The organism is Flavobacterium sp. GW821-FHT12A05, from assembly GCF_058807735.1.
Genome location: NZ_JBXAQY010000002.1, coordinates 820813 through 840187 on the forward strand (window position 1 = coordinate 820813; position 19375 = coordinate 840187).

15 protein-coding genes and 2 tRNA genes are annotated in these 19375 nt (G+C 34.7%); 3 read left to right on the top strand and 14 right to left on the bottom strand.

Translation table 11 applies throughout. The features are described 5' to 3' along the window. Positions 1-29: 29 nt before the first annotated feature. The 13 genes from AC1RRQ_RS06875 to AC1RRQ_RS06935 all read right to left on the bottom strand — a co-directional run bounded on the left by AC1RRQ_RS06875 (position 30) and on the right by AC1RRQ_RS06935 (position 13097). On the bottom strand, positions 30-689 hold the full coding sequence (locus AC1RRQ_RS06875; RefSeq protein WP_493022266.1) for an HAD family hydrolase: 660 nt from the start codon (positions 687-689) through the stop codon (positions 30-32). A 308-nt stretch (positions 690-997) separates the two neighbouring features. After that, a complete protein-coding gene (locus tag AC1RRQ_RS06880) occupies positions 998-2581 on the bottom strand; it encodes an MFS transporter (protein WP_493022267.1) in 1584 nt (527 codons plus the stop codon). Position 2582: 1 nt separating this feature from the next. Next, positions 2583-3632 carry an HlyD family secretion protein gene (locus AC1RRQ_RS06885; protein WP_493022268.1) on the bottom strand — a complete coding sequence of 350 codons (1050 nt, stop codon included), beginning with the start codon at positions 3630-3632 and terminating at the stop codon, positions 2583-2585. Between the two features lie 148 nt (positions 3633-3780). Beyond that, positions 3781-5136: a TolC family protein gene (locus tag AC1RRQ_RS06890; protein ID WP_493022269.1), complete on the bottom strand. Its 1356-nt coding sequence runs from the start codon at positions 5134-5136 to the stop codon at positions 3781-3783. A 314-nt stretch (positions 5137-5450) separates the two neighbouring features. Beyond that, positions 5451-6275 (bottom strand): helix-turn-helix transcriptional regulator, encoded by an 825-nt coding sequence (locus AC1RRQ_RS06895; RefSeq protein WP_493022270.1) that lies wholly within the window; start codon positions 6273-6275, stop codon positions 5451-5453. 269 nt (positions 6276-6544) lie between these two features. Further along, complete coding sequence (locus tag AC1RRQ_RS06900) at positions 6545-6790, bottom strand: GIY-YIG nuclease family protein (protein WP_493022271.1); 246 nt, start codon at positions 6788-6790, stop codon at positions 6545-6547. Between the two features lie 64 nt (positions 6791-6854). Continuing rightward, a tRNA-Asp gene (locus AC1RRQ_RS06905) sits at positions 6855-6928 on the bottom strand. 438 nt (positions 6929-7366) lie between these two features. Further along, a tRNA-Asp gene (locus tag AC1RRQ_RS06910) sits at positions 7367-7440 on the bottom strand. Positions 7441-7526: 86 nt separating this feature from the next. Further along, positions 7527-8453, bottom strand: a complete 927-nt coding sequence (locus AC1RRQ_RS06915; RefSeq protein WP_493022272.1) for a DUF58 domain-containing protein — start codon at positions 8451-8453, stop codon at positions 7527-7529. After that, on the bottom strand, positions 8450-11023 hold the full coding sequence (locus AC1RRQ_RS06920; protein ID WP_493022273.1) for a M1 family aminopeptidase: 2574 nt from the start codon (positions 11021-11023) through the stop codon (positions 8450-8452). Before AC1RRQ_RS06920 ends, AC1RRQ_RS06915 begins: the two co-directional genes overlap by 4 nt. A 199-nt stretch (positions 11024-11222) precedes the next feature. Beyond that, positions 11223-11819 carry a hypothetical protein gene (locus AC1RRQ_RS06925; RefSeq protein ID WP_493022274.1) on the bottom strand — a complete coding sequence of 199 codons (597 nt, stop codon included), beginning with the start codon at positions 11817-11819 and terminating at the stop codon, positions 11223-11225. Positions 11820-11877: 58 nt separating this feature from the next. Next, positions 11878-12471: a hypothetical protein gene (locus AC1RRQ_RS06930; RefSeq protein ID WP_493022275.1), complete on the bottom strand. Its 594-nt coding sequence runs from the start codon at positions 12469-12471 to the stop codon at positions 11878-11880. 83 nt (positions 12472-12554) lie between these two features. Continuing rightward, positions 12555-13097 carry a hypothetical protein gene (locus AC1RRQ_RS06935; RefSeq protein WP_493022276.1) on the bottom strand — a complete coding sequence of 181 codons (543 nt, stop codon included), beginning with the start codon at positions 13095-13097 and terminating at the stop codon, positions 12555-12557. A gap of 202 nt (positions 13098-13299) precedes the next feature. Here AC1RRQ_RS06935 and AC1RRQ_RS06940 point away from each other — a divergent pair, with 202 nt between their 5' ends. Together AC1RRQ_RS06940 and AC1RRQ_RS06945 are read left to right on the top strand one after the other, a co-directional pair. Continuing rightward, on the top strand, positions 13300-14004 hold the full coding sequence (locus AC1RRQ_RS06940) for a LytR/AlgR family response regulator transcription factor (protein WP_493022277.1): 705 nt from the start codon (positions 13300-13302) through the stop codon (positions 14002-14004). Beyond that, a complete protein-coding gene (locus AC1RRQ_RS06945; RefSeq protein WP_493022278.1) occupies positions 14005-16080 on the top strand; it encodes a tetratricopeptide repeat-containing sensor histidine kinase in 2076 nt (691 codons plus the stop codon). A 167-nt stretch (positions 16081-16247) separates the two neighbouring features. Here AC1RRQ_RS06945 and trxA read toward each other — a convergent pair whose 3' ends face one another. Continuing rightward, a complete protein-coding gene (trxA, locus tag AC1RRQ_RS06950; RefSeq protein ID WP_008466289.1) occupies positions 16248-16565 on the bottom strand; it encodes a thioredoxin in 318 nt (105 codons plus the stop codon). Between the two features lie 244 nt (positions 16566-16809). On the opposite strand from trxA, the gene AC1RRQ_RS06955 reads away from it, so the two are divergent. Continuing rightward, positions 16810-19272, top strand: coding sequence for an AsmA family protein (locus tag AC1RRQ_RS06955; RefSeq protein WP_493022279.1), 2463 nt, complete (start codon positions 16810-16812; stop codon positions 19270-19272). The last annotated feature ends 103 nt before the right edge of the window (positions 19273-19375 follow it).

The following is a 19375-nucleotide window of genomic DNA, read 5'->3' on the forward strand; positions in this document are numbered from 1 at the left end:
AACTTATATCGCTTATATGGTTTAAAATTTTAGCTATTTAATAATTCCAAAACCTTATCTACATTAATTTCGCTGTAATCATAAATATAAAAATCGCATGGCGGAAGCTGTTCTTTTGTATGCGTACTCAAAACGCCTACTACTTTCATTCCGGCATTTAATCCTGCTGTAACACCCGAAAAAGAATCTTCGAAAACCACACAATCAGACGGAGAAACACCAACTCGCTCTGCCGATTTTAGATATACTTCGGGGTTTGGTTTATGAAATTTTACGTCTTCGCTGGACATCATCGAATCCATTTTGTCACCGAGTTTCAAGGCGTTGGCAATTAAATCTAAATTTGCTCGCGGCGCCGATGTTGCAACGGCCGTTTTAAATCCGCGTGATTTTAATTCGCTTAAAAAATCCAAATAATGCGGAATCGTATCGACTTTGTCTTTATAAATTTCACGAAACATTCCTTCTTTTTCGTCTTCGAGTTTTAAAAGTTCTTCTCCCTCAATCGGACGTTTGAAGAAATGCGTCAGGATATAACTATTGTGTTTTCCGTACATGTGTTCCTCAAATTCTTCGTTGGTATAAGGAACTTGATATTTATCGAAAAACGCCTCAAAAGCCTTCACATGATGCGGATTGGTGTGCGAAATCACGCCATCCATATCAAAAATTACACATTGCTGTTTCATTTTATTTTTTTGTTGTTTTAACGACTGCAAGATAAGTTTTTCCATAGAGTTACGTAGAGGTTTTTCGCGGAGTTTTTTTGAATCTCGCAAAGTCGCAGAGGCGCTAAGTTTTGGTTTCACGTTCCCGATAGCTATCGGGATAAAATGATTTAAGCATATAAACGCAGATAATTATAAAATTAAATCTGCTAAAATCTGCGGAATCTGCGTGAAAAAAAATCATTTCAATCCTTTTAATCTGCGGCTTTAAAAATAAAATCTTTGCGCCTTTTGGAATTTGGAATTTAAAAAAAATTGGTATTTGCCTTTTAGCCAATCCAAATCTTGCTTTTAACCAATGTCATCGTTTGTCTTAAATGCTGATTACACGCAATGAGAACAATCAAAATTACCAAACCATAACCTACGATGGTATAAATCTCCATATCGGCCAGTAGAGTGGCTTGTTTGGCAACTGTTCCGAAGACTTTTTTTAAGGCCAAAGTATTCGCATTATCTGCAGAATATCCTTTTGCTATAAAACTTTGTGCTGTAGAGGCAATTGTTTGCTGTGCTTCGGGATTTTCGCCGGTTACGAATTGACTTAGTTTTAAAAAGTGCTTTTTGTTTAAAAATACAACCGCATTCTGCATGACACAAAATCCAATTGTGCTTCCCCAAAAACGCCCCGAAACGCCAACAATTCCTGATGAAACCGCCATTTTTGCCGGAACCGAAGATGTCGTAAATAAAATTAACGGAACAAATAAAAACCCCACTCCGATTCCTTGCAAAATATATGGAATAATAATATCAGACAAAGCCACATCTGGAACAAACAAAAACGTAAACCAAAAATGAAACAACGCGATAAGCGAAAAACCAATCATAAAAATGATTTTGGTAGAAACAGATTTCATCAGAAAATAAGCCGCTAAAATTAACCCAATTACATTTCCTAGTCCGTTTATGTATTGTACGCCCGCAACACGCGACGGATCCCAATTCCAAATAGAAAACATCGCCGAATGACAAAGACTCAGCGTTGCCCTGCTGATGTAAAAAAGAAAAAACAATAAAAACCCGATTCGAAGATTGGCGTATTTAAAAACTTCAAAATCAAAAGTGGGTCTTTTTACCAAAAGTTCTTTAAAGATGAATAATCCGCCTGTAATCAAGGCGATCATTAACGTTAAAACCATTTGAGAAGAATCGAACCAATATTTTTTCTCGGCATAAACAAAAAAGTAAGCACCGCAAAGAATTGCAGTTAAAACCAAAAAATAACTCATCCAGTCGATTTGATACAACGGGATTTTCTTTGTGATTCGGTGCCCACGAAAAGTAACTAAGATTAAAAAGACATTCAAAACCTGCAAGCCGCCCGAAACATACAGCATGTATTTCCAATCGTAATGATCCAGAAACCAAACCGCAATATTCATAATAAAAGGCGTTGACAATAAAAGCGAACCGTAATAAAACGAGAAACCAATTATAATGGCATTTTTAGAATTAAACTGTTCGATCAATAGCTGCCTGATTGTAATTACCGGAAGCGCCATCAGGATTCCCTCGGCAATTCGCAACATTAAAAAAAGATAAAAATTGGTAATATACGCCGATGAAACAATCGTAATCCCGATTAAGGAATAAACGGCCATCAGGTAATTTTTTGCAGGGAAAAAACTCGAAAATCGGCTTTCGATCAAAATCGTTGCCAGCAAAGTTCCGTATGTAACGCACATTGCAAACTGCAAATCTTCGGGTTCAATGTCCAGAAAACTTGCTGCATAGGTTACGTTTGAAGTATAAACTCCCAATAAAATCATGGAATGCAAAAGGCAGACAAACAAAATAATAATGATTGCCCATCTTGGAACCCAGGATTTAAAAATACTTTTATCTTCCATTTTAGTGCGCTGCAATCACAGTGATATTCATTCCCGCTCTTAAAAAATCGGTTTGTTTGTCGTTGTCTTTTAACTGAATTCTCACCGGAATTCTTTGTTCGATTTTTACGAAGTTTCCTGTAGCATTATCAGGAGGAAGCAATGAAAATCTCGCGCCGCTAGCAGGAGATAAAGACGCAATTGAACCCACAAACGTTTTACCGCTCAAAGCATCGGCTTTAATTTCGACATCCTGCCCTACGGTTAAATACTGCAATTGCGTTTCTTTAAAATTGGCTGTAATCCATTTTTCTTTGCTTACTATAGAAAGTAATGATTGTCCTTCTTTTACCAATTGCCCTGGCTGTAAAGTTCTTTTTCCAACCCAGCCGTCGTAAGGCGCTGTAATGATTGTATACGAAAGAAATAATGCCGCATTATCAGCCACAGCTTGTTTCGATGCAATATTGGTTTGTGTTGTAGGAACATTGGCTTCGGCAACCGATGTACTTAAAGCAGCAGAGTGAATTCTGTTTTTCATTTCCGCAAAATGTGCCTGCGCTGATTCGTAATCGGCTTTTACTTTCTCTAATTGCTGAGAAGTTGCTGCTTCGTCTTTAACCAAAGCTTTGTATCTTTCGTATTCTAATTTAGTTTTCCAAAGATTTGATTTTGCGCCTTCTAACTGTGATTCGTTAATTGCCGTTGCACTTGCTGTCGTAACCGCATTTTTTTGCGCCACAACGCTGTTTTGCTGTGCGTTTTGAACATCGGCAAGAGCCACATTCAATTTCGATTTGTATTCGCGATTGTCAATTACAACCAAAGTATCGCCTTTGTGCACAAACTGATTTTCGTTAAAACGAACTTCCTGTACATAACCTGTAATTCTCGACATAATTGGCGTTACATATTGTTCTACCTGAGCGTCATTGGTTTCTTCGTGGTTTCTGTTGAATACATAAAACCAAATCCCTAAAATAACCCCGCTTACCACAAGCGTACACGCAATAATTGTTATTAATATATGAAACGTTCTGTTTCTTCTAGTTTCATTTTTTATCTTAACCATAAACTCTATATTCTTTATCTATTTTTCTAATTCTCGACCGGATTAATCCCGATAGCTATCGGGACGGCGCTACAATATGAATCGTTCCTCCGGAACTGAAAATCTATATTTTTTACTCTATTCTCTTGCCTCTTTCTTCTAAAAACTTTTAACTCTGAGGCATAATCCCAGCCGTATGAAGCAGCTCATAATGTTTTAAGATCGCATCTAGTCGGGTAGAAATTTTGTTGTATTTCGCCTGAAGCAAAGCATTATCAGCATCGACCATTTCGGTTATTAAAACCAGTTGGTTTAAGTATTTCAGTTTTACGATTCGGTAATTTTCATTCGCTAAATCCAACGCTTTGTCGACTACCACAAATTTTTCAAGGATTTCCTGATACTGCGTATGTTCTTTATACAATTGATCCTGAATTTCATCTTTTATAATTTCCGACTGCATTTGCTGCCATTCGATTTTTTTGTTGGCCTGTTCTACTTTGGTTTTATTTTTATACAAGGCCGAAATATCAAAACGCGCTTCGATACCTACTTGTCCTAAAGTGTACAAATATGGATTGGGCGGAAAAAATTTATAGTTAGGATAATAAAAACCATAATTCCCGAAGAAGTTTACCGTTGGCAGATAATTTCCTTTTACTAATTGCAATTCTGTTTTTTTGATATTTAGTTCCTGACTTGCAATTCGCATTTCTTCATTGTTAAAAGCTTTATTCAAATAAAAATCATACGGATCTAAACCATTCAGTTCATCAATATTTGCCGTTGTATCGATCGCGATTTCTTCGTTTTCCGGAATCTGAATTAAAGTTTTCAGATCGTGAAGCGCAATTTGTATGTTTTTGGAATTTGTAAGCGCACTTAATTCACGATCCGAAAGCTGTAATTCGGCTCTAATAACTTCATTTTTTGTAACCGTTCCGTGTTTTTGAAGCGATTGCACTTCTTTCAGTCGGCTTTTTTCTTCTTTGATGTTTTCTTCAAAAATCTTCTGAAGTTCCATCATTTTATAAATCGCCAGATAGTTGGCCACCACTTCAAGCTCGATATCATTTTCGGTCTTTTCGGTTTTAATTTTGGCAATTTCACTTTCCTGATTGGCAATTTTGATGGCGTTGTTAATCTTATTTCCAGCATAAATTGGCATTTTAAAAGTCGAATTGACCTCATAAATTTCTGGAATTGCCTTTGTAACTTCTTTGTCTTTTAAGAAACCGCTTCCTTTAAATTCGGTAATATTGGTAATTCTGGAATACATACCGTTTAATGCGATGTCCGGCAGGCGGAGTTCTTTTCTTTCTTTAATGTTTTGCTCCGAGAGCGTAATCTCTATTTGAGATCTAAGGATTTTTTTGTTGTTTTCTTTAGCCAGTTTCACCGCTTCTTTTAAAGAAACCGAATGAATTTCCTGTGCTTGTAGACCATCGAATACTATTACAATTAAAAATAACAGCAGGATTTTGAGAAAACAATCGTCTGTAGAGTTTGTTGTTTTAAGGAACATGAATAATTAAATATTTTATGCTGCAAAGTTCCTTCATTTTTCTATTGACTGATAATTCTAAAAAGTCAATAACATATTCATTTCGGACAAATGTTAAAATTGTATTTCCCGAAAACGTTATATTAAAACACTGTAAAACAATTCATTATAAAAATGATATGTTTATGAAATTTTCACGCAGATTTAAAATGATTTAAGCAGATCAACGCAGATTTTACTTTTTTAGACATACAGAATCAAATAATTATCTGCTAAAATCTGCTGAATCTGCGTGAAATATTTTTTTAAGCATATATATATGTTTGTCTAAAAAACTACCTTGTTCCTTCTAAAATCTCTTCACCGCTTAAATAATCAGAAGGTCTTTGACCTAAAATCTTGAAGAATGTATTGCTGAAAGTCGGAACACTACTATAACCAACTTCTTGAGCTACCTCTTTTACAGAAAGTTTCCTTTCTAATAAAAGCTCAATAGCCTTTAAGATTCGGCGAATGGTATAATATTGTATAAAAGACATTTTAAGATCTTTTTGAAACAAGCGATACAAAGAGCGTTCGCTGTAACCAAATTCATGGGCAACATCAGCAAACAGAATCGTTTCGCCCAGATTATTCTCGATATAACGCAGAATTTTACTAAGCCGCTTGTCTTTTGGCTGCGGCAATTCTAAAGGTAAATTATTGGTACAAATTTGAGGAAGAATCGCTTTTATCGCTTTTGCAATGGTAAAGTTTGGCGTTCCTTTTTTAAGATCACCATTCCATCGATTGGTAAAAAGCATCATTTGCAAAAGCAGATTATTAACCGGATAAATTCCTTCTACTTTATAAAAATCATCTTCATCTTTTTCTACCGGAAAGTATAAATTTCGCATCGTGACACTTTCTGATTTGGGCTCAATGCTGTGTTCTACTCCACTCGGAATCCAGATAAAATGTCTTGCCGGCAAAAAATAAGTCTTAGTTTCGGTTGTTACAAACACAACGTCACCTTCGGCATATAGCATTTGCGCTTTATCATGTCTATGCGGAGGCACAAACAATTCTCCCATCAAATCGTGGTGGCAGTAAATGCTTTTTTTATCGGCATCTACTTTTTTGATGTAATACTTATCTAATTTCTGACCGGAATGTTCCATTAATGCGATTTCTTATTATAAAGATAAGAAAGAAATTTAACCGCAAAGCACACAAAGTAAAAGCGCAAAGTTCGCAAAGCTTAAAAAAAACTTTGCGAACTTTGCGTAAATCTTAGCGCTCTTTGCGTTTAAACCTAAAAAACAAAAAAGCCTTTCCGTTAAGAAAGGCTTTTAACAACTTAGTCTCGTTCTTGAAAACGAGAGGACTCGAACCCGTCTCGTCCGTAGACGAGATGACAGGCATGTATTCCAACCTAATCCTATCTTTCTTATTTTGAATCTTGAATTAAAGCTTCGAGTGATTTTCGATTTAACTTTTTCAATCTCAATTCTTCAATTAAAGCTTCTTTTTTAGTTTGAAATGCTTTCGAATAAACCAACTCCCATGGACCTTTATTTGAAGTATATCTGCTTCTATTTTCATTATGATACAATAATCTTTGAGCAATATCTTCACTAAACCCTTTGTAATAAACATCAAAAGTTTTAGAATAAATGATATAAACGTAAAACATAAATCAAAACTTAATGGTAAAAAAAAATGCCTATCGTAATGATAGGCATTTTTAACAACTTAGGCGGTCTGGACGGGACTCGAACCCGCGACCCCATGCGTGACAGGCATGTATTCTAACCAACTGAACTACCAAACCCTGCGTTATTGCGAGTGCAAAAATACAACAGATCTTTGATTTCACAAGCTTTTTTGCGAATAAAAATCGAGAAATTTTTAATTGACTAAATTCCAATATTTTAAAAATTGATACTAAAACCAAAAAAGAAGAACTTTCTTTCTTTTTGCCACAAAGCATACAAAGTTAAAAGCACAAAGGTTCGCAAAGCTATATTTAAACTCTGCGAACCTTTGCGAAAATCTTTGCTCCCGATAGTTATCGGGATTGCGTTTAAAAACAAAAAACCAAAAGTGTTATAAATCAAAAAAGCCATCCACAAAAGTGGAAAGCTTTTCATTGGTCTAACTACTAAACCAGCTACGAGTTACAAAGTCGTAGCAAAACAACACAACTAATCTTAGATACCGTATTTGGGCAAAAAAGCCTTTCCGTTAAGAAAGGCTTTTCCCAATATTGCGGTCTGGACGGGACTCGAACCCGCGACCCCATGCGTGACAGGCATGTATTCTAACCAACTGAACTACCAAACCTCTGCGTTATTGCGGTTGCAAAGATAGTACAGAATTTCATATCTGCAAGCGTTTTTGTAAAAAAAATGAAATAAATTTTCAATTATTTACCCAAAGTTTTGTTTTTCAACTAAATATGTAGTCAATATTTTTTCAAAATTATCACCCACATTTACCGGAACGTACTTAATTTGGTTCTTCGCACAGGTTAAAGCCAGGTTTTTAAAGTAGGCTTCTACTCTTTTTTCATATTCAATTTTAACATTATCGGCAAAAATCGAAACTTCTTCTCCTGATTCTAAGTCAATAAACTTTCTTGGTGCATTATCAAAATCAAATTTCAATTCGGTTTCATTATCAACAACATGAAACAAAACCACTTTATGTTTATTGTGCTTTAAGTGCTGTAAAGCATTAAAAAGCTTTTCATCGTCTTCGGCCTGAAACATATCGGTAAACAAAATAATCATCGAACGGCGGTGCATTTTCTCTGCTATTTGATGCAAATAGGTAATCGTATCCGTCGTTTTTTTGACTTTTGGCTGCACCAATAATTCTTCCAGTTTGTTCAAAAGCATTCTATGATGACGATCGCTTCCCTTCTCTGGTGCGTAATATTCGTATTTATCCGAGAAGACACTTAAACCCACGGCATCGCGCTGTTTCTTTAGAATATTCATTAAAACTGCCGAAGCCAAAACCGCAAAACCAATCTTCTTTTCATAAAATGGCTGACCCGATTTCAGTTCCGGGTAATGCATTGACGACGAATTATCGACAATCAAATGACAGCGTAAATTGGTTTCTTCTTCAAAACGTTTTGTATACAAACGATCGGTTTTGGCAAATAATTTCCAATCGATATGTTTCGTACTTTCGCCTGCATTATACACTTTATGCTCGGCAAATTCTGCCGAAAATCCATGAAACGGACTCTTGTGCATTCCGGATATAAAACCTTCCACAACCTGATTTGCCAGCATTTCGAGATGCTGAAAACTTGAAACTTTCTCTATTTCCGATTCGATTTTCATTCGGTTTCTTTTTTAATATTTTGTGCTTTATAAAGCAAATCTGTCGCCTGAAATAATTTCCTTTTTAAAATAGGACTAAAATTAGGGTTTTCTTTTAAGAATCGCTGTACTTCATCAAAAGCAAATTTCGACGAATATTTCCCAACGGTATTATCCAGCCAGTCTTTCGGGAAGAAAATATCTCCGGTACGCTGGATTTCATCAACCAAATCTAATGAAAATCTGATATACTTTTGTGCACTTTCCTGACGAAGCGGATGATGAACATTCGCTAAACCAACCGAAACCCACGATTCTTTCTCCCGGTTTTTATCGTCTTTTAAAGATTCCATAAAAGCATCACGAACGGATTCGTCTTTTGATAATGACGGAAGCAAAAATTCAAATCGTTTTTGTTTGTCCGGATTTGTAATCGTTGTTCTAGTTTTCTCTAGAATTTCATCGGCTTTTGGATGCTTGAAAATCGCCAGATTCATAGCCATATTGGTGTAATCGTCTTCGTTTAATTTCAAATTTTGAATCACAATATCTTTATTCCAAATCTGATATAATTTGGCTTTCGCCGAATTAGAATAAGCAATCGAGCTGAATAATCCGAATAATGTCTTTTTGATATTAGGCGATAAATTGGCCTGTAAACGTTCGTACAAAATACCTTCAAGCTGTTTCTGAACTTTATTCTGCTTTTTTTCAGTCAAAAATCTCCAATAGATTGTATTTAAACTTCCCGAAGTAATTCTCAAAACCAATTCGTTTTGTTCTGTTTGAATCCCTTTTACAAAACAATCAAAAGCTTTTTCTGGAGAAACATTTCCAATCAGTGTATTTTCATAAAGATTGCTGTAACTCGAAGCCCTTGCAACCTCATCTTTCAACTTTGCAATATAATTTAAATTATTCCCGTCAAGCGGAAAAACACCATATCCAAAACCATTATAATTGTAAACGATAGAATTTGGTTTTTCTAGTCCAACAGCTTCTTTCAAAACCAAACTTTTGTCTTTAATATTCGCTGTTAAAACCTTTACATTATCTTTATAAACTAAACCAATCTGAAAAACCTGAGGCCAGATATTATCTGATTTATCTTCTGCTTGTTGTAGAATCTCAAACTTTTTGATGCGGTTTTTAGAATCGTATTCGATCTTATCTGTAAAAATCGCTCTTCCGGATTTGTTTACCCAAACTTCGCTCCATTTTTTCATGTCGAGTGGTGTTTCGGCATCCAGGATTTCTACGAGATTATTCCAATCAGCATTGTCATTGGCGTATTTTTGAATGTATTTTTCGATTCCTTTCTGAAAAGCTTCCTTTCCCATCGATGCTTCGAGCTGGCGCATCATAATAGGCGCTTTGTTGTAAATAATAGCTCCATAAAGCGATCCGGCATCTTTTAAATTTGCCAGATGCTGTTTGATTGGATGTGTTCCTAAAGACCGATCTTCCGCGTAAGCGCTGCCATAATGCGCCGTAAAAAACTGCAGATTATGATTGACTTTCGGGAAAATTGGGTTCATGATTTTATCGGCCATAAAATTGGCAAAAACCTCTTTCATCCAAACGTCGTCGAACCATTTCATCGTTACCAAATCGCCAAACCACATGTGCGACGTTTCGTGTGCAATGAGTTTAGCTCGATTAAGTTTTTCGCTGTCGGTTGCGCTGTTGTCCAGAAACAAAGTCGATTCTCTGTATTGAATCGCGCCAACATGTTCCATTCCACCATATTGAAAAACTGGAATAGAAGCAAAATCCAGCTTTTGAAACGGAAATTTATAATTGGTATATTTTTCCAGAAAATCTAACGATTGCTGATGTAAATTAAAAATAGTATCGGTACTTACTTTTATTTTCTCCTGATTATTCTCTCGATATAACATCGTCATTTCTAAACCTGGCTTTTGCGTCACGCTTTTAAATTTTCCAGCAACGAAAGAAAATAAATACGTGCTCATTTTATCTGATTCGCCAAAAGTATAAGACGTAAAATTGCCGCTTTCCAATTTCTCTACAACATCGGCTCCAGCCAAAACCGACCATTCTTTTGGCACAGAAAGACTCAATTTATAAGTCGCTTTTATATCCGGCTGATCAAAACAAGGAAACAAAGTGCTCGCGCGATCGGGAACTAATAAAGTGTATAGAAAATCATCATTTCTGTTCAACGATAAATTACCTGCAATGAAGGAAATTGAAATGGTATTTTTCCCTAAAATTAAAGCTGAAGATGGAACAACAATATGTCCGTTTTGATGAACAATTGCAACGTTTTTTCCGTTTACGTCAACTGTTTTTATATTGGAAGTTTTCTCTTTAAAATCTAATAACAAAGACTCACTTAAATCAGACAAATTCAGTTTTACGAATAGCTGAGAATTTATATTTTCTGCTCTCTGATTCGGAATTTTGAAAAACAAATCATACTGAACATCTGAAATTTGTTTTTTGCGAAAGTGCGCCAGCTGTTCTGAAACACCATTTTCCAGCAACACACTTTCTTTTTCTTTTGATTGAGAAAAACCACTCGGAATCAGCATACAAAAACAAAGAAAGGTGTATAGAATTTTCATTTTTAAAGGAATATAAGATTCGTTAAAAATAGAAAAAAACAGTCAGTTTAGAAAGTCTACCCCGAATTCACAAATTATTTCAATACTTTATAATAGAATAAATTCGTGAATTCGTGGCTAAAAAAATTATACAAAAAAAGGCTTGACAACTGCCCAGCCTTTTTCCAAACTTACTAATTCACACTATCCAAAAATAAAATTATTCAGTTTGTTGAAATTTAAAAGTTGCATCTCCAAAATAAAAAGTATCGCGAAAAGTTGCAGGAAAAAGATACTCTGTTCCTTTTGTTGAAATATGACCAAATCCCGTTATGGTAATATTCCCTGCCACAATAGGATAATTAGTTGCAGCTAATCCTTCAGCCTTTTCTCTGCTAAACCAATCACCGCTAAGAAGAGAAATAATATATTCGTGATCTTTAATCAATGCAATTGGCACAATGGTTTTTTCTACTGAAACATTTTCAGTTTGAACATTAATGGTTTCAGATCTTAAAATAGTTTTCGTTTCAGCATCCCACAAAGTAACTCTTAAACCAGAATTTGTATCTGGAATTTTTACAATAAAAGAATTTATCTTACCTGTAACAGCAGGCTTAAATTTAAAACCGGCTTCAGAAAAAACCGAAGCATCTTTTACGATTCTGGTTTTCTGGTTAAATCCTGAAAGTGACATATAAACATCTAGAGGATTTTCTTCTTCATAGGTAATTGGCTTTGCCTGATCGTCACTACTACAAGAGATCTCTAAAATCACAAGAGTTAGAACTGCAAAAAAGGTTTTAAAAGTTTTCATGATATTATTAGTTTAAAGCTTTTATTAAACAACTCCTCTTTAATTCAATACTATTATTTTATTCCGTTTGTTGAAATTTAAAAGTTACATCTCCGAAGTAAAATTTGTCACGTATATTCGTTGGAAAAATAGTTTCTGTTGCTGTACTTGAAACATAAGCAAATCCAGTAATAGTAATATTCCCAGCTATAATAGGATAAGGAGCTGCTGATCCATCTTTTTTATTTCTAGAAAACCAATCATCACTATTAATCGAAATAAAGTACTCTTTATCTTTGGTTAAGGCAATTGATGCAATACTCTTTTCTACTGTAACATAAGCCGTTGGTACTTTAATCATTTCTGATTTTATAACCTTTTTCGTTTCAACATCCCACAACGTAACTCTTAGTGCGTCATTAGTTGTTGGAAGTTTTACAATCAGCGAATTTATCTTACCTGTAACAGTTGGCTTAAAACTGAAACCAAATTCGTAAATTCCAGAGTTAACAACATTGCCAGTGCTTCCGCTAAATCCCGAATATGCCATATAAATTTCAAAAGGATTTTCTTCGTTATATACAACTGCTTCTGGCTCATTATTGTCACTAGAGCAAGAAATTACCAGAAATGAGAATGTCAAAAGCACAAAAATGGTTTTAAAAGTTTTCATGATACTTAAATTTTAAATTAAACAAATTTGCTTCGTTTGCATTGTGATTTTCAGAAACTGATTACTCTCCTTTTTCGTTTATTTTATGGCTGAATATTAAAGCGTGAACAAACTTCTTCGTAACTCATTTTAGAATAATCTAGATTTGCTTTTTTAGCCGTCGCAGCAACTCCTCCTGGAATTAAAATATATCGCCAGGTAAGTGATACAGGAAGATTTACCGTACCTGCTCCGTCATGTCTAAATCTAAAAAACTTGATTTTCTGTAAACTAGAAATAGCTGTTATAGTATTAACAAATCCGCCTGCTGTTGATGTATACGGAACCGCAAAAGTACCTGTACCAAAAGACACGTAAACCAATACGGTTCCTTTATTAAGAATATCCGTTGATAGTTCTGGAGCATTAATCGAAGTCGACATTCCAGAAGTACCGTCTATTGTTTCTGCAACTGCTGCTGGTGCGTTTATCCAAGCACTATAAATAACATTTGCCGTTCCGGCTGGTCCTGCCGGCCCGATTTGTCCGTCAGCTCCATTAACTCCGTCAGTTCCGTCGTCGCTGCTGCACGAGATTGTAGAAATAGCAATAAATAAAATGGCAAAAATGGTTTTAAAAGTTTTCATAATAATTGTAGTTTTAATTAGCCAAATGACTCTTTTTTAATTGAATAACATTATTTTTGTAAAACTCAGAAGCCTATAATCGAGTGTGTATTTTTAGCCGATGAATTAATTACAAGACAAATTTGCGCTAATAAAACCACGGCAAAAACAGCCAATAGACAAACAGCATTTTAAATAGACAGACGACATAAAATAAGTTTGAATGATGAAAAAATACTCTTGTATTATTATTGATGACGACGAAATTGACAAACTTACTGTCTTGTCTTTTGCCAAAAAATTCCCAATTCTGGATGTTTTAGGTGTTTTCGATTCTGCTCAGGATGCGCTTCCGTTTATAGAAAAACAAAAAGTTGATATTTTATTTCTGGATATCGATATGCCCGATTTAAACGGCATTGAATTTAGAAAACAAGCGCTGGAAATTCCGGTTTGTGTTTTTATAACGGCACATCCGGAACATGCTGTTGAAAGTTTTCAGATAGAAACGCTCGATTTTATTGTAAAACCTTTAAAATTAGACCGATTTGCAAAAACCATAAGCCGAATCGAAGAGTTTATGGAAATAAGAATCAAAGCCTCTCTTTTTGAAGCCAGCATAGGCGGCGATTCTATTTATATAAAAGAAGGCCACGAACAAACCAAAGTTAAACTTCATGAAATTTTATACCTCGAAGCGCTTAAAGACTACACATTAATTATTACCGACAAAAAAAGACATTGTGTTTTATCGAGCATTGGCAACTTATTAAAAGAAGATCATTTTCAATCATTTATCCGAATTCACAGAAGTTATGCCGTTCAAAAACAGTTTATCGAAAAAATGAATTCAAACGAAATCATTTTAAACAACAATATTTCTATTCCGGTTGGCAGAAGTTATAAAGAAAACCTAAACCTGATTTAAATGAAAAAAGTCGGTTTTGTGTTTTTGTTCTTTATCATATTTTCTGTTTTTGCACAGCAAGAACCCAATTTAGCGAGATACAAAAACCTGGATCAAAAACTCAAAATCTGGCTTACCTACACTACGGCACTTTTAGATAAAGAAGAGTATCTAAAATTAATTACAGCCGCCAAAACAGGAATTGAGCTTTCTCAAAACCATCCTGTTTATTTAAGTCAGTTTTATTTACAGCACGGAATAGCGTATGAATTTACTAATAGCCAATACCAAAAAGCATTAGAAAATTACGAACAAGCCTGGAAATATGCCCAAAAAACCAGACATCTAAAAAATGAAACTACCGCTTTAATGCGCCTTAATTACATTTATTATTCGGTTCAGGATACTCTAAAAAGTAAATCTTTGACAAAATACATTAAGCAAGTTGTAGACACTACAAAAAGCAACTACACTAAATCTGTTTTATACGGCAGTCTGGCCGAATACTATCATCTTAATTCTGAATATGAAACTTTTATTGGCTATCAATTAAAAGCCATTTCCTATAAAAAACGAATTAAAAAGACGAAAAAAGACGAAAAAAATATCGGCATATCTTATCTTCAAATTGGAAGCGCTTATACCAAAATGAAACAATACAATAAAGCTATTGAATATTTCAACGAAGCAAAACCGTATTTAAAAGACGCTCCATATGTACGCGCTTTTTTATGCAATTATTACCTGCACAGCTATGTTTCGCTAAAGCAACCCGACAGCGTTACTAAATACTACAAGCTCTTATATACGTACCCAACAGCAAAAGATTCTCTTTTTATCAATTTGAGTTTTGCTAATCGAAGCATGGCTGAGTACTCTATAAATCAAGGCAAAATAAATAACGCCTATAATTATGCCCAAAAAGCCGTTTTATATGCGCAAAAATCGAATGATGAAGATATTATAATGGAAGCCAATACTATTCTGGGAAAGGTTTTAAATGAAAAGGGAGAACACAAAAAGGCAATCGAGGTATTAAAAAAAGCCTCAACAAAGGCTTTAAAATATGACAAAGAATCGTTTGTTGTTATTAATAAAAAACTATCTCAAAGTTATGCTGCAATAGGAAATTGGAAAGAAGCCTATTATTATAACGAAATTTACAGCAAATACAACGATGAAATGATGGCGCAATCTGCTAAGCAGAATATTGCCAATGCGGAAGCTCGTTTTCAAAACAAAACTAAAATACAGGAAATTAAAACCCTTTCGACTCAAAATACCATTAAAAACATTCAGATTGCAGAAGCCAAAAAACAACGTTTGTATTTAATTTTAGGATTGGCATTAGTTGGCATTATCGGATTATTATTATTTACCCAAAACCAAAACAGAAAGAAAACCAATCAGAAATTACAGCTTTTAAACCAGGAACTCGATGAGGCCAATAAAATAAAAGCGAGATTCTTCAGCATTTTAAATCATGATTTAAGAAGTCCTGTTTCTAATTTGATTCATTTTTTACATCTTCAAAAAGAAAGTCCGGAATTAATCGATGAAGAAACCGCTGCCAGAATGCAGACCAAAGTAATCTCAGGAGCCGAGAATTTATTAACCTCAATGGAAGATATTTTACTTTGGAGCAAAGGACAAATGGAAAACTTTAAACCGCATTTTAAAGAAATTCCTGCTGCTATTATTTTTAAAGAAATACAGCAGCATTTTTCCAGCATAGAAAACATTGATCTTTCATTTGAAAATCCAGAAAACATCCTTCTAAATACCGATGAAAATTACCTAAAAACCATAATCAGAAATCTAACCGGAAATGCCATAAAAGCGCTTGATAAAATAGAAAATCCAAAAATAATCTGGAAAGCCTGGCAAGAAAACGAAGTTCAATATCTTTCTATTACAGATAATGGTTCTGGTGGAAGTCAGGAACGATTCAAAGCATTATACGACGATTCTGAAGTTATTGGCATTAAATCCGGTTTAGGACTGCATTTAATTCGGGATTTGGCGACGGCAATAAATTGCAAAATCGAAGTATCTTCAAAACCAGATTTTGGAACCACTTTTACGATTTTATTTTAAATTAGATAGTTTAATAAAGTTAGCCACAAATTCACGAATTAGATTTCCTAATTTCTATAACTATAAAAAATTCGTGAATTCGTGGCGAAAAAAAACTTCAAACATATATCCAATAAAAAAGGCTTGACTCTCGTCAAACCTTCTTTATATAAATCATAATCTTACGATTACAACAAAGCGTCTAAGCTGTCAGCGTAGGCTTGTTTCGGAGCTACTCCTACTTGTTTACCTACTACTTCACCATTTTGAAACACCAAAACGGTTGGTATGTTACGCACACCATATTTAGCAGCAAATTCCTGGTTAGCATCTACATCTACTTTACCAACCACAACTTTACCTGCATATTCTTCGCTTAATTGGTCAATGATTGGACCAACCATTCTACAAGGACCGCACCATGCTGCCCAAAAATCTACCATTACTGGTTTATCTGATTTTAAAACTACTTCGTCAAAAGTAGCATCTGTTATTGCTAATGCCATAATTATTTTTCTTTAAGTTATCCTCAGCTTTTGTCTCGGGGAGACTTTTTTAATAGTTTCAAAACTGAGATACAAAGTTAAAAATTAAAAACAAATCATACACCATTCACAAATTAGTTTTGATTATAAATGCATCGTCAATAATTATAACATTTCCATCTGCTTTATTTACAAGCTGTAACCTGCCGTTAAAACATATTCGTTTTTTATTCTTATCTTTAATGATCCTCAAAATCCACAAGTAATGAAGGAAACTTTACACAAAATAAAAAGCTTTTTCCAATCGGTTCATTTTAAAAAATATGCCCAACGTTTCGGTATTTTTATTTTAGTGCTTATAGGACTGCTTTTATTGGCCTGCGGAGGATTATCGGTTTATTTCAATCAGAATAAAACCGAAATTATTGCCAAGATCAATACCAAAATCAACGAAAACATAAACGGAAAGTTTCATATTGGCGATTTTCATTATAAATTTTTAACCGGTTTCCCTAATTTCACCTTAGCTTTAAAAGATGTCGAAGTCAAAGACAACAAATGGGATACACATCATCATACCCTTTTAAAAGCCAAAGAAATCGAAGCACGTTTAAACGTTTGGAGTTTATTGCAGAAGGAAGTCAACATTCATAAAATCCTCATTAACGACGCCGATATTTACATTTATAAAACCAAAGACGGCTACACGAATTCGGATATTTTTAAACCCAAAAAGAAAAAAACGTCCGAAAACAAATCAAAACCCGAAACCACAATTGACGAAATCGACCTCAGCGATGTTCATATTATCATTGACAATAAATTAGGAAACAAACTTTTTGATTTTGATGTTCATAGTTTAAAATCAAAAGTAGATTATGATGGAGACGACTGGAGCACAGATTTGTTTTTAGACACGCAGATAAAGAGTTTAGCCTTTAATACCGTTCACGGAAGTTTTGCCAAACAAAAAGAACTCAAAGGAACTTTGGCCGTTTCTTACCAAGCTGATAAACAAAAAATTGATGTTTTGACCAAAAATCTAAAAATTGGTTCTGATTCATTCGATATTGTCGCGTATTTCAACATTGGCAAAACCAATTCCCTTTTCGGAATCAATATCAATACGCGTATTTTGTGGAGCAATGCGTCGAATTTATTATCCGGAAATATCAGTTCAAAACTAAATCGGTTTGATTTGAAGAAACCTATAGATGTAAACTGCGATCTAAAAGGCGATTTAAACGTTCACGACGATCCTAAAATCGTAGTTCAGGCTGTAGCCAAAGACAACCAACTCACCATTCCCGACGGGCAAATTGACAAATGTAATTTTAGAGGGATTTTTACCAATAATTTCAAACCCAAAAACGGATTTAACGACCCAAATTCGGCTGTAATTTTAACCCGATTTTCGGGAGAATATGAAAATATTCCGCTCAGCATTCCGCAAGTCGTAATCAGCAATCTCGAAAAACCAATCGCAACCGGAAACGTAAGTTCTGATTTTGATATCGAAAGACTTAATCAGGTAAGCAACGAAAAGTGGATTCATTTTGAAGAAGGCCACGCCAAAGCCAAATTGAAATTTCAGTTTGATATTGTCGATTTGTACATTAACAAACCTAGATTTATAGGAAATGTCGATGTAGATAATGCTTCGTTTCATTATATCCCAAAAAACATTCAGGCCGTAAAAACGAACATTCATCTTGATTTTACCGAGAAAGCTTTACTTATTAAACAAATCGCTTACAAACACAAAAAGAACACAATTTTCATAGAAGGCAAAATCGATAATTTCCTGAACTTGTATTACGATGCACCCGAGAAAATGCTCGTAAACTGGAAAATCTATTGCCCAAATATCGATCTTAAACAATTTCTGGGCGTTTTGGCTTCTTCTCAAAAAAAGAAATCTACCATTAATAACATTAAAAAACCAACGATTTCAAATCATCTTCGAACTGTGATCGACAAATGCGCCGTTGTAATCGACATCAAAGCCGACAAAATAAATTACAACAAACTAACGGCAACAAATACCACCGCAAGTATTCAAATGCTGGATTCGAAATTGGTTATAAAAAATGGTTCTCTCCAAACTTCGAGAGGCAGCATCACTTTTAACAGCGAGGTTTTACCAAGCGGAAAAAATTATGCTTTCAGCTCAAATGCACAGGTAAACAAGGTAGATATTGCAAGTTTTTTAAGGTCGTTCAACAATTTCGGAATCACTTCTTTTAATCCAAGTAATATAAAAGGACGATTGACAAGCACTGCAAACGTAAGCGGTTTTATAAACAGTCAAGGCGAATTAATTACCAATTCCATGCACGGAAAATTGGATTTTAAAGTTAACCAAGGCGCATTGCTCAACTTTGAACCTATTGTAAAAATTGGAAAATTTGCTTTTCCGTTTCGCGATGTCGAGAATATCACTTTCAGCAATTTGTCAGGTCATTTAAATATGCGAGGCGAACAAATCGACGTGAATAATTTAACGATCAGCTCTAGTGTTCTAAACATCGATGTTAACGGAATTTATTCTTTCGGCCGAGGCACCAATCTCGCCCTGACAATCCCATTAAGAAATTCTAAAAACGATGCCAAACTCGCCAGCAAAGCCGAACGCGACGCCGTTCGCGAACGTGGTATTGTGCTCCATTTACTTGCTGTTGATGATGCCGGAAAAATGAAAATTAAGTGGGGGAAGAAGGAGAAATAACAACCTCTATCGTCATAGTTTTGTCATTCCTGTAGATGTTAGATAATTCGGTAACAAAATTTAACTTTAATAAATTTTGTTACGATGAGAAATAATAGTCAGG